A 13,186-nucleotide genomic window follows, 5' to 3' on the forward strand; every position below is an offset into this window, starting at 1 on the left:
GATGGTCTTACTGAAACGAGAAGCAACTCAAGGACCTACCAATAGGTAATAGATATATTATGGGCAAAGATAGCATCGTATACAGACTAATGTGAGACGGCTTATAATGAAAATCAGCGTACGTATGGCCGATGCTACAGACAGGGAAGAGTTGAAAGATTTCTATTCGAGAGAAGGCCTTGATTTTGAAGATATCATGACTAGAACAGCCCCTACTTTTTCACATTCCGAGACGATGTATATCGTTGCCGAGGCCCAAGGCATGATTGTAGCAGCGCTGAGACTCAGTATTGGAAGAGAACCAGGGGTGGGCAAAGTGGGTATAATTCAGTACTTCGAAATCGAAGATGAACTTGAGCAGACTGAGCTCGGTCCTAACATGCTTTCGGAAGCTGTTCAAATAGCAGAAGACAAAGGACTCCGAGCGCTCGACACCATGGTGAGAGACGACCGTACCGAAGTTATTGAACTATACAAAGATGCACAATTCGAAATAGATCACAAAGAGACCTATTTGAGGCGGAAATTCAGAAAGCGATTGTTCACCTGATTGAGTTCATTACTACCCCAAATAGCATCAGGTCATAACCAGCACAGTACTACTCGACTATGCCGGCCAGACCTAAATCGTGGATTGTCTTTTTTGGAGGAATACCTTCCTTGTTCCATGCTCTCAACTCATAGAATTTGTCAAGAGACTTCTCGAAATCTTCTCTTGTGACGAAGGCTTTCATTCCTTCACGCGGTCCCTGAGTTTCAGCTTCCCAGAACCTCGGTGGGAGTTTGTCGTCTTTGCGAGAAATACCTTCTCGTACATTGAAAAGACGGCTAAGCGTAGCAACGCGATGAGCGAATTCGAATACTTTCTCCTCATCAAAATTCAGTCCCGAAGCGGCATTCAGCATGGCAATCTTCTGTTCCAAGGTTATATGTAGGCGGTAGGTGAAGTGGCAAACCTCAAGTGAATCAGTGAGTACTTTATCGTCTCTTGACCGGATCATTGATTCAACGGTCGGAACCGCAGTTTCGTTTGGCGGCTCAGTAGTGGCTGGCCAGCCTCGCAAATGACTTGCCCCCACATCTGCAGTTGCATATGATACGCCCATACCTCTTCTGCCCCGTGGATCCCAGGCGGGTACCTCAAGGCCCTTCACGTGAACAGCAATTTTCTCAGCTTCAGGTCCAAGTTCTTCGCCTGCTTGTTCAACACCTTTAGCAAGAAGGTCACCTATCCCGTCTCGGTTTGCAATCATCTTCGCAAGTTTCAGTGCAGCCTCACCATCACCAAACTCGAGTGGGAAACCAATGTCTTCTTCGGTAAGGATGCCTTTTTCATAAGCCTCCATTGCGAAACCGATTCGAGTGCCGGTGCTGATAGTATCTAGTCCAGCATCGTCACAGATGTAATTCAACTTGAAAACGAACTGAGGGTCATGAATTCCAAGATTCCCGCCCATAAGACCGAGCGTTTCGTATTCAACCATTGACTCTACTTCTTCACCCGTATTGTAAGGATTCTCAGTTCTAAACGCATGAGTACAACGCATCACGCAGTGAGGGCACGAGTGATGTGATCCAAGACCGTATTTCTCCTTCATTTTCTCAGCATCCAGCTCCTCCCAATCTTCGAAATAGCCAGACTCCCAGTTGCGTGTTGGATACTGCCCCAAAGCGTTGCTAATTTCCGGGAGAAAGGTTGTGCCGTAGTTCTTGAATGATTCTTCGTGTCCTTCCTGACGCCATTGAGAGATTAAATCACGGTGGATGTTACGAATGGTCTCCACGTCATGAGCTTCTATTCTCTTGGTTCCATAGGCAACGAAAGCCTTGAGATTCTTGGAACCCATTACAGCCCCAGCACCGCCACGTCCTGTTTGATGTGCGATTTCACAGCAACCCACAGCAGCAGTATTCAGATTCACGCCGCTGGGACCTATGGCATAAACACAAGAGCCCTTCTCGGTTTCTTCATGGAGCTTCTCTGTTGTTGCGTAGATTCCATCGTTCCAAATATCATTTGCGTCTCGCAACTCTAGTTCGTCGTCAGTCAAGTATAGATAGACTGGCTCTTCAGCCTTGCCTCGAACACCAACAGCGTCGTATCCAGCTTTTTTCAGCTCTCTTCCAAGCGCCCCGCCACAATGCGTGTCGAGATAGAGACCGGTCAACGGAGATTTGGTCATCAAGGTCCATCGCCCGACATTCGGCGCAGGAAGGCCCTGTAAGGGACCACTCAAAAAGAGGAGAAGATTCTCCGGATCAAGAGGATCTATGCTCTCATTCACTTCTCTGTAAAGCAAATAGGTCCCTAGTCCTTTCCCGCCAACAAACTTCTCATATATTTCTGGATCCAGCTGCTCTTCAGTTACACTCTGAGAGCTCAGGTCAATCCAGAGAATCTGCTCATTCCAACATTCATGCGTCATTGCGTATCCCTTCTGGCGGCAGTTATTACTCAGTAGATATCTCTATCTTGGTTATTTTTTCAGCCTCAACGTTTTTGAGATGAGATATCATTGATACGTTTACATCGTGAATGACACTGCGTACAAACTGATTCATCGGAATCTTCTTACCGTCAATGTAAAGCTCCATCTTTGTCATATAGAATACACCTTATTCTTTCGTGTTCGAAAGTCTTTTTCTACATAACGGTCCCTGACTTACCCTTAGAAAAAGGGTAACATTCAAGTAATCACCCAAGCTTGCTGAAAGCGTACTCCGATATGCATTTATAACCCGCAGGGTCGAAAACCCTTAGTGGGCGACAACCTAAGTGAGGAATCTACAATGGAAGATATCAGATCCATAATTACTCAAAGCTCTCCTGAAGGAGAGTCCGTTGAGCCAATTAGCAGGATTGCGGGTATAGGTGGTCTACTTGGTGTTGTAGCCGCGGCTTTAGGATTACTACTAAGCAGCGGTACACCATTACTGCCCGTGCCAACAATGTCTGTTGTAACACTGAAGAACCCTAGTCATTTCATATTGTCTGCGGTCTTTGTGGCAATAATAGCAGTAGGACTACTTCTCCAGTTCAAAGGGCTCGGAGGGCTTGAGAAACGGCTTGAAACCAACTACTACAACATAGTGCGTTTGATGTTCCTAATATCAGCAGCAACAGCGGTATTCATACTCTGGGGCGGCTTGGTCTGGAACAAACCCTTAGAAGTGGTTGACTATGTGGTTGACTCAGCGACAATGGGCGCAATTTTCACAATTTTCTGGCAACTGCTTGCCGTATTGTACATAGATGTTTCAAAAACGAAAATTGGCCTAGTGACAGGTATTTTCAATGCGATGTTCATACCCGTATTGGCTATTGGACAGGCCATCGGGCCTATGATAGTAATTCTGGCATATGTAATACTACTTGTCGGCCAGCTGTTCAATACACTATTTTGGTGGTCACCACTAAGTAGCATTAGGCAATTTGCTAGAAGCCCAAAAACTGCAAAATTGGGTTTTGGTATCATGGGCGTTCTGACAGGATTAGTAGGGCTAGTAGCAGTCTTTACCGGTCCTCTGGGAGAGGTTTCAGGGAGTCAAGTATGGTATCCATGGAGCACTATGGTATCCGAAACAGCATTCCAGACAAGTCCTGCGCTCATCTTTGCTTTCTTAGCATCAACTTTGGCTTGGGTAATGTTGGCCCCAAGACTAGGAGCAAAGGAACTCGAAATCGCAGCAATTGGCCAGGATGTGGTGCAGTCAGGTCCAAAAGGCTTCTTGGTATTTCTTGCAGCAGTTGGTGTATTTGCAGCAGGCCAAGCAGGAACAGGATATCCTGATGCAATAGGAATCAATCCTCAGTTCATGTCCATTATCCCAGGAGCAATATTGATCCTGATGGGTGGTCTTTACGTATCACATACTGATGTGGTCACTGGTACGCCAATGGCGCTTGCTGGAATCTTCATTATGACACACCCATACGTGATTCCGTGGTTGGTCTTAATCCCGTGGGCCTTTTTCATCATAACTCAAGTTCTTGTCACGATAGAAACCCACGTTCGTGGTTTGACATACTTCAGCCAACCAGTGCTTAACGTTGTCCTGAGTATAGTTGCTTCAGTAGCCTTCATCCTTGTCCTACTAGGAATGTTTGGAAGCGGTCCACCTGCTCTCTGGCCAGCAAACAGGTGGTTCAATGTTGCACTCTTCGATAATCTTCCAGTTGTTGTGCAAACTCCAACTATTCTGGTATTGCCAATTCTAACTCTTCTAGCAAGGAACCTACTGCTGGGTGGATATGCTCATGGAAGAGGGTACACTGGCAGTGAAGCACTAGTTGGGTTCTCCTTCCTATTCTCACTACTGCTTCCCATCATCGCGGCTAACTTTGATGTGTATCACATGGCATTGACAGCCACAGCTATCATGCTCTTCCTGTATGCCCTCAGCTTCGCAGTGGTACTTTCGCTCAACATGAACCTCGCGAACGATGTTGAAGAGCTGGGATATGAAATGGAAGGAACGTTCATCAAAGTGGCAACAATCGTCGGTTTGGCCTTTGGTGCTGTGCTTGCAGCTGCAGGCATGTGGGTGTTCTCAGGATTCCCATCGAATATCATTGTGGGTCAAGTGATGACCCTACTAGTGACACTGATTGTAGGATTGGAACTCCTCTGTGTTGTGTCCTGGCTCATCGCCGGAATCAGACTTGGTATGCTTACCAGTGGTTTCAGTATTGGAGCAAGAGCAACTAAGGAACAATGAACTAAGAGATAACCTCTAGATTGCCCACTTGAGAAGGTACAGGTCCCATGAGCAATCGCGAAATACGCCGGCCTCATGGGGCCTCAACTTGTTTTCTTTTGATGCATGGTTTCTGTGATACAACTGATGCCGTGGTGACACTCGCTGATTATTTGGAAAAGAACAAGATTGCATCATATTCGGTCTTGCTCACAGGGCATGGTACATCCCCAGAGAATCTAGCTTCTACAACATGGCTGGATTGGTATGAATCAGCTGCCAGCGGCCTAGAGAAAGTTCTGGCATGGGAATATGAACAGACAATTGTAGCTGGCCTCTCATTAGGCGGTGCACTATCGCTACTTCTGGCTGCAAGAGAGGAATCAATGGATGGAATTGTGCTGTTAGCTCCACTAGTACAATTGGACTCCATCGCCCTGAAATTTCTGCCACTGCTTAAGCATCTCATGAGCTTCAGGAGTGTTGATGTTGAGAAATCTCAGAAGCCCTATGATGTTAAGCGATGCAAATACGATCGTGAACCACTCTCCGCATATGAAGAGCTTCAGAAGCTAACGAAAGCTGTACGGGAACATCTACCCGAAGTGACAGTACCCACGCTAATTATCCAAGGTAAAAACGATAATACCTTGAATCCGGATCATGCGAAAGAAGCCTATCAGGAAATATCTGCAAAACAAAAGGAATTGCTCATGCTGCCGGGGGCTGAACATGTGATAACTTGTCATCCTTCAAGAAAGAAGGCATATCCCGCGATTATTAATTTCATTGACAGCATCAAATAGGATTGATCAGAGAATCTCCAGATAACCCATTTCTTACAGTTGAGTGAGTGAGTGAACCCAACTGAGGAAACTTCTGTGTTCCACCCTTCCCCTGCCAGCGTCGCCGCCCTCAAAGTACCTGTAGGCCCGTGAGTCAGCAGGGGCTTTGTCCACGTTCATCGGAATGGGATTCCTCCCGCGGTCCTGGCTTCTGTCTCCTGTCGTCATCCCGGATCATCACTCCCGGCGACAGCGAGCTCTTCCACAGTTCTTGCCACGGCGTGGTCATGATCACCCACCCCAGCTTTGTCGCCGTAGCTGAGGAGGTCCGTCTGGACATGGTGAACAGCCGCGGACTCTCCGGAACCTGATGAGGTCCCTTGTTTGGAGAGTAAGGACTTCCGTCGAGAAGCACAAGGCTTCCCTCGAGCTTTCGGCCGCGCGCGTCGCGCTACTGCGCTAGCCCACTTGCCTAGTCCTCTCACGTCATGCAGTGATGAAGTGAGCGTAATGAGTCTTCCAGCGATGTTGATGGCGCCGTTCCTGTCTGCGTTGCACCGGTTGCCGCAAGTTGGACAGATAAACAGGTTCTGTCTTGGTCTTCTACCCTTGTTACCGCACTTCCAGCACATGATCGATGTCCAGCTCTCAGGTACCACCTGAAAGCGTGCGCCTTTGCCATCGACCGGCCAGCCAAGCTGCTCAAGATTGTGCTTGAGGGTCTCAGTTATCCGTGCGAACGCCCAAGAGTGTATCATCCCCCGGAACCTCCGCCCTTTGTAGTTGCCGCGCCGAGCAGTGTACCTGATGTTTTTGAGCCGACCGATAGCCACGTACAGGGTGTATCGCTCAGACAGTTCGGTGATATAATCGAGCATTTGACTGACCATGAACCGGTCGTATTCTCTTGCTACACGGTATCTTTTCCTCTTCAGCTTTCGCAGTCGTGCTGCTACTTCATCATGAGGGTTGCCGTTGTTCTTCCGGGTGTGCATTTCGTGCTGGAGCTGGGCAACCAAATTGTCGAGCTCTTTGATACGTTCCACCTTGTCTTCCTGCACGAAGTACTTGTTCTCCCGCACTTTCTGGGGAGTAACCAAGCTTGTACAGGCCGCCTTTTCGATACCGAGATCGATACCGAGGACAGCCACTGGAAGATTGTCAGCAGGAGGCTCTGGCTTGTCGATTCTGACCGCAAAGGTCACCCACCACTTGCTCATTCTGTCCGTGAAGATTTGTAGTGCTTTGATTTCACCTCGTTCGAACTGATTGGTATGGAACGGCGAGATATTGAGCGGGATAAGCAAACGGTCGTGGATCCTGCGGCCTTCAGGCACTGAATCCAAGGAGTCCCGGAGGTCAAGCCACCACCGTGCAACATGGGTACCATTCTCAATGAGTGTGAACCGCTGAGAAAACACCCAACGCGGAATCCGTCGAGAGGATGAAATCCTCGTGCAGGGACGCGATGCCCTCCGGCCGTTCTTGTTCTTCAGCTCGAGATAACTCTCATACATCTGAAGAGCTGTCTTTCTGCACTCCTGTAGTTCATTTGCTGACATCCGGGGAAACCGCTCCTTCATGTCATGGGGAACAGTCAGCCGCTGTTCGTACCCCTCTTTGACCTTGATTGCAGTCATGGTGAGCTTGTCCAGTTCAGCGGCATTGATACGCGTGTCTTTCTTCCCCTTCAACAACTCATCCTCGTGTTCCTCTATGATACCAAGGAAGGCATGGATGGCCCGGGTATCACGACCAACTATCTGCCTCAGTCGCTGCTGGGTCCGATCTGTCATCACCGAGTACTTGATTGGTACTTTGACACTGATTGTTGTTCCTTGAGACCGACCCATCTTCATCGCCTAGTTTTTTACTATATAAAGTTCTAACCTGTCTTTGTTGAGTTCACTCCTCGGTTTGTTCTGAAGGGAGTTATTGAACTCATATTCTTGTAGTTGAATTACTATATAAAGTTATTAAGACGGTTTATAAAGTATATTAATATTTGTCAGCTAGAACTAGTCTAGTCTTAATTTCATTATTCTAAATACAGATGAAATCCTTATAAATAAAAACTGCAATCGAGATTTGATATTCATGGGGCGGAGACCACGCAAGATGGATCCCAATAGAGTCCTAGCGGATACCACCTATGCGGGTCTCGTTGCATTGCTCCGGTTGATGGAGAAACGAGCTAACGAGCAGACCAAGGATTTCTACCTGAGTATGCAGAAGATATGGAGCGATGCAAGAAGAAAGGTGGAAGTGCTAAAGGGAATCCGACCCTGGGATTTCAGACCTATCAGAAAAGCAGAGCGAAACATGCGCAAACAGTTCCTGAGATTTCTATGGGAAAGCACCAAGAGATATGGGAATACAGAAACGAAACGGGTGAGGAGCTGGCGCAAGGGAACGGTAGGGCCTCTCAATGGACTACTAAACTATGCCGGTGCACGGCTCAGAGATTTGGCTGTAACAAGGTACCCTTTTTCTGACCCAGACCATTTTCAAATCCTTGAGAGTCTCGATGGTTCTGTCAGTGTGATTTCCAAGACGGTTTATCAGGACGTGAAACTGTCTGAGCTACAGAAACAGGATTATCTCTCTCAACGCGCCAAGGCAAGGCTCAAGGGGATTGACAAGAGGAAGTGGCGAGCTGGGTACAAACACACATCCAGGGGTCCTCTGCTACTCCTAGAACACCCTAGCCTTCCCGAGCTCGATTTCGTGGATATGATTCGGGCCCATGTAGTAGAGCTGTGCAGACAGTGTTTTATATACGCCTTACCGCGGAACCGCGCTCAGCGATACATCCGGCTCCTCATTCACCGGTTGCGTCCGTTTCTCGATTGGGTGTATACCCAAGGTAAAACGGGCCAGTCACACTTCAATCCTGAAGCAGATAGAACACTCAGAGATATCGTTCTTGAGATTCGTGCCTTGTATGGAAAGCGGCACGGGAGAAAGAAACGAGCTACAGAGGAAACGGGCCAAGAGTCATCACACTACACTGTGGAGTGGTTCAAGAATCAGATTTCGGAACTGGAAATGTCAACCACTAGCAGTGAAGTTAGGGCGGCCTGTAGTATGTTACGCCATGCCGCCGGAACCACACTGGCAAAACGAGACGTAGAGAAGCTCTTCGAGAGAATTGACTCTGCAAGCAAAGAACAGGGAACTAGCTGGCACGAAATCCTCCTTTCTGGGTTACCTCACCCGAAATCGCTCAAGTCTGTAACTTACGCTGGCGATACTATGCTCGAGGGGGCATCATCTGTATTGGTTGTGGGCGAGCTTCCCCTAGCTACTCCAAAGGGAAAGGGTAAAGCTGATGTGGTGGTCTTTGTCAGGAGAGGAGGAACAGGACGGGGTATCTGGGCGCCTGTCATGATCTTAGAGGTCAAGACAAAGACCGCCTTCGACTACAACCTCTATGGCGCAAAAGCACGGTGGGGAGAGGGACAGTATGGACCACAGTTCTACACCTGGAAACGAAAACTCAGTGAAGATGAATGGAGTGTTCTCACGGAATCAAGACCAAATACCGCAACTATTGAGCAGCTTGAAGCATATGAATCTGGCTTGATTCAGGGCTATAACCAGCTTCACTCTGAAGACAAACTCTCCTCAGCATCGTTATGGAAAGGCGTTATCACACTTGACACGAGCCAAGACTACCTGGAGGCATTCAGGGCATTCCACCAGCTTCTAGATGATGTAGCCACATCCTTGATAACACAATCGATGCACGAAACCACAGCGACTTCTTGGATCCCTGATCCTGAACAATCCTGGAATGGACCTCGAATCAGATTGCTTCTGTATCCACCGGAGCAGACACATGTGGCCCTAGATGGCATTGAGCCACCAGATTGCTTACCATCCGAAGACCCTTTCGAGTACAGACAGTCCGACGCGAGGGTCCTGACTGTCTATATCTCCGTTGCCGATTCCACTTCAGCAGGACGTGCCGGTGCATGGGTCTCAAAGAACTGGCACCTACTGAACCACATGCGTGAGTGTAGTGATAATACCGAGAAACGCATCCGGATTTGTTGGCTTGACCTCGTTGGTGACTTCCCGACACCAGAGTTGACACGGGCTCGATTTGGTCTTGAATATCTACTGGAAAAGAATCTCATCGCCAAGCAGACGTATAGCGTTCTGAAAAAGATGCTCGAAAATATCTTGTTCACTGATCTAAACAAAGAGGTAGAATCTGCACTGGACGGCGACTCCAACAGTTTGACTAACCAGTTGAACGACGCTTTTGGAACGACAAGAGAAGACGAAGAAATCATTGTTGTCGTCGATGGGTGGGATGAGCTCAAGCATACTACTGTTGGCACCCGTATGCATGGGCTGAACTCCATTGAGCACCTACTGCTCAATCTCCTCCCCGTTGATAATACGAATGTCATCTGGGTTGACGACGGGGTGAAGCATACTGCGACCAGTCCTGACTATCTTAAGGAATGTGTGAAACCACTGCGCTATGACTCTCCCAGACGGTTTCATGTTGATGAAATCATCTACAACATGCCGACCTGCCCAAGAGTGTTCGGATGGTCAAGTCCGTGGGTACCACATGCAAGAGTGATTGTCCAGGACACACCGACTTCTGTGATGCCATGGCAGGCCATCATCCGAGTACCCCAGCTCATAGGATGGCCGAGCAAATTCAGAGGGTTGTCAAAGAAGAACCCTGTCCTGACCCGGAACGAAATGAAGAAGTGGGAATTCCAGAGGACGCCCATGCACAATCGTGGTGTTAGTCTTGCATCCATCTATGCAGCCCCAGCTCGGCTTTCCCGTGAATCCATTGAAATGATTGAAGATACTGCACTGTCCCTCGCCCCAAGCCTCCTGCGTCCGCGAAGCGATGCAGAGGCGGTGTGTCCGGAGGGTTCAGAAGATGCAGGAACCGTCTGGACAGTGTCGCCTGTTTCATCCGGGGAACTGGTGACAAACACACTTACAGACAGGCTGCAGTTGGTGCCTGAACGACCCCCACCGTCTCCTTCGCGGTCGCAGGGATACTATGTTGAAGTAAGCAAGATTACCCGCCAATGGTACTATGATAGTTTTCCGGAACCGGATGATGAGGACTATGCGCCGGGGTCGGTACGTCGCCCTCCTATCATCCAGACGACTAGTGCTGCAAAAATTGACTCGTTAGAGTGTAGGAGTCAAGAAGTACGCCGCCTACGTAATGCTACTGAATTCCTCTTGAGCAGGGTACCGACACACGACAACCTGTACCTGTGTCTGAAAAGAATCCGTGAGATTTGCAGCATTGACGTTTCTGTGACCCGGGACGCTGATTCTCTCTTGGAAGCACTGCAAGAGGTAGGACGGGCGATATGTCGAAGGCTTGTAAGGCAGAGGGTCTGGGATGTGCTAGCCCCCAAGCGAAGAAATTTAATCGATATTCTGAATTCAGCAAACCGAGAGAATCTCCAGAAGGCCACAGCAGACATAGCAGACCCTCTCCTGCTATACGGGAATAATCTGTTCTTGGCTGTTCTAGCAGCCGTCAAAGAAGTTACAGACAGAACAGACCACGCGCTCATGCTGCGGCTCTGGCCATGTGTAGCAGAATGGACATTCTACCAGATAGGCTTTGAACCGGATATTACCGCGGAAGACACTGCTGATTCCGTGTACGATTTTCATGCAATTTACTCAAACCTGGTATTCAGAGCAAGAATCCTTGCAGATAGGACGGACACGAGTAGCAAAGATGCAGACTACGCTTCAACAATGTATGGGCAGGTAATCTGGTATGAGAGCTACCGAGGTTATGATGGTTTGATAACCATTCCGGAGGAAATGGGGTTTGCAGCCGGGCTACTTGAGGGAGAAGGCATCCCACGCCTCTCGCGCAGGGCATACCGCTGCACTGTCGATAGGTCCGCTATTGCAAATTTCGCCAAGAACCATTCGCACCCCGATGGGCGGGTCACGTTCATGCTGACCAAAATAGAGGATAGCTCCCTCCTATGGGAATTTGTAGGTGACCATGAAGAGAAGTGGATACTGGTCGGTGAGCTCAACTATAAGTCCCCACCACCGGGAGAGATCGTCGCGATACCCTGGTTTCATCTGGGGGAGCTTTCCCAGGAAGCGGTCTCCAGATTCAGTGGCTACGTTCCCCCACCAGTACTACCTCCCACAGACCTGGATGATTCAGTCGATGGCCTGCTGACCGAGCTCGCTGAGCTAGTAGTTGACGAGGAGAAAATTAAGGTTACAGTCTCACTGGATCCCCTGAAAAAGATGTACCTTGTGAAGCTTGGTGATGATACTGTTGAACTGGACGATACATTCGACGTTATACGCCTGTTGCGGCATCCCATACGGACGGGGCAAACATACCGTACTCCCAGCGGTAAGGATGTGCAATGGGACCACCTCACCGACATCGAGTACGATGAGATACTGGTCAAACACTATGACGGGAAGACCTCGTATTCATTATCCTTTCTCAGACCCCTTGTCCACCATTCTCGGTTCTTCCCTGACCACTACTTCCTCCCGGAGACCTGTGCAGATCTGCTTGCCATGCGGTACGGCGATTCGATACAGCTGATTGTTGGAGCTCCTGAAAGAGAAGGGCACCTCAGGTTCAGGGCAGAAGGTCTGCCGTCCTCATCCAAACTGAAGGAGCTAGAGGGACAAGCATTGGGTTTCTACAAGGTTGCTTTACTGACGGAGATCGAGCAACTCGTTGAACCCAGCACCAGTACTGTCCATCAGATAGAGGTGGAAGTCGAAGATGCCAGTAGAATCCGACTCCTCGACTCTGAAACATTTCCAACTCTTCATGGCGAGCTTATTGATGCTTCAGAAATCGAAGCGGATGATATAGAACATGACTATTCAGCCGAGGAACACCTAGGAGACGGATTGACGCCCCCAAATCAGTGGAAGGTGATGGTTTCTGCGGATAAGGTGGGCATTTGGTGGGAAGCTGAACGAGGGGAGGAGCCGGTGGACCGTGACGTTCTTTTGGATGATCCCAAATTGTTGCTCGAGCAGAGCTTCGAGAAGGCAATAGGGGCTACTCGGAAATATTACGAAATTATTGTGGTGCCCGCCTTGGGATATGTGGAAAACGAGGAGAATGTGTTGAAGGAGCAGATTCCTGAAGCAGTACGAGAACATCGGAGGATACATGCTTCGTCCCCAGAATCTTACTGGGATATTATCGCAGATGACACATAAGAAGTGGTCAAATCCACCTCGTTATTGATATTGACAGGCTTCTGGCGTATGAGATAGACTGCGACTCACGGCGATATGTGCTCGATGACCTGTTATCGCTGTTAACTAAGTAGGGAAAAAATTGGTGAAATCATTTCATATCATTTTCAACGGGGCCGAAGCCTTCTCCACTCGGGCCGACTTCTCCGAGTTCCCGCCATTTATCGAGAAAATTAGATAGAGCAGGGAGTCCAAACCGTTTTCGGGAAGCTGACAGGGCGATAGTTGTGAAACCGGTGGATCTGCTATGGCCATGACAAACTCTGCGTTTTCAGCTTAGCTGGCTAGATTCCTGGCATTCGAGTAGGGTATCGATTTGGCGTGTACAGGGTAATCTACCTCCTACACGAACTAAGAGGAAATCTTACAGAAATCTTACACTTCCATGTAACGATTTATTTAGGATTCTGTAAGATTTCTATTGTTCCAGATACTCA

At 48.6% G+C, this 13,186-nt stretch carries 6 protein-coding genes; 4 read left to right on the plus strand and 2 right to left on the minus strand.

The genetic code is table 11. The features are described 5' to 3' along the window. Positions 1 to 106 precede the first annotated feature (106 nt). Positions 107 to 550 carry a GNAT family N-acetyltransferase gene (locus GF309_16440; protein ID MBD3160370.1) on the plus strand — a complete coding sequence of 148 codons (444 nt, stop codon included), beginning with the start codon at positions 107 to 109 and terminating at the stop codon, positions 548 to 550. Positions 551 to 599: 49 nt separating this feature from the next. On the opposite strand, the gene GF309_16445 is transcribed toward GF309_16440, so the two are convergent. Further along, positions 600 to 2,426 (minus strand): aldehyde ferredoxin oxidoreductase, encoded by a 1,827-nt coding sequence (locus GF309_16445; GenBank protein ID MBD3160371.1) that lies wholly within the window; start codon positions 2,424 to 2,426, stop codon positions 600 to 602. A gap of 364 nt (positions 2,427 to 2,790) precedes the next feature. Between GF309_16445 and GF309_16450 the strand changes: the two genes are divergently transcribed. After that, positions 2,791 to 4,719: a hypothetical protein gene (locus GF309_16450; protein MBD3160372.1), complete on the plus strand. Its 1,929-nt coding sequence runs from the start codon at positions 2,791 to 2,793 to the stop codon at positions 4,717 to 4,719. 47 nt (positions 4,720 to 4,766) lie between these two features. Next, complete coding sequence (locus GF309_16455) at positions 4,767 to 5,504, plus strand: alpha/beta fold hydrolase (protein ID MBD3160373.1); 738 nt, start codon at positions 4,767 to 4,769, stop codon at positions 5,502 to 5,504. Positions 5,505 to 5,707: 203 nt separating this feature from the next. Here GF309_16455 and GF309_16460 read toward each other — a convergent pair whose 3' ends face one another. Beyond that, a complete protein-coding gene (locus tag GF309_16460; protein MBD3160374.1) occupies positions 5,708 to 7,342 on the minus strand; it encodes a transposase in 1,635 nt (544 codons plus the stop codon). Positions 7,343 to 7,601: 259 nt separating this feature from the next. Here GF309_16460 and GF309_16465 point away from each other — a divergent pair, with 259 nt between their 5' ends. Then, positions 7,602 to 12,710, plus strand: coding sequence for a hypothetical protein (locus tag GF309_16465; protein ID MBD3160375.1), 5,109 nt, complete (start codon positions 7,602 to 7,604; stop codon positions 12,708 to 12,710). Positions 12,711 to 13,186: the final 476 nt, after the last annotated feature.

The sequence above is a fragment of the Candidatus Lokiarchaeota archaeon genome (genome assembly GCA_014730275.1).
Lineage (GTDB): Archaea > Asgardarchaeota > Thorarchaeia > Thorarchaeales > Thorarchaeaceae > WJIL01.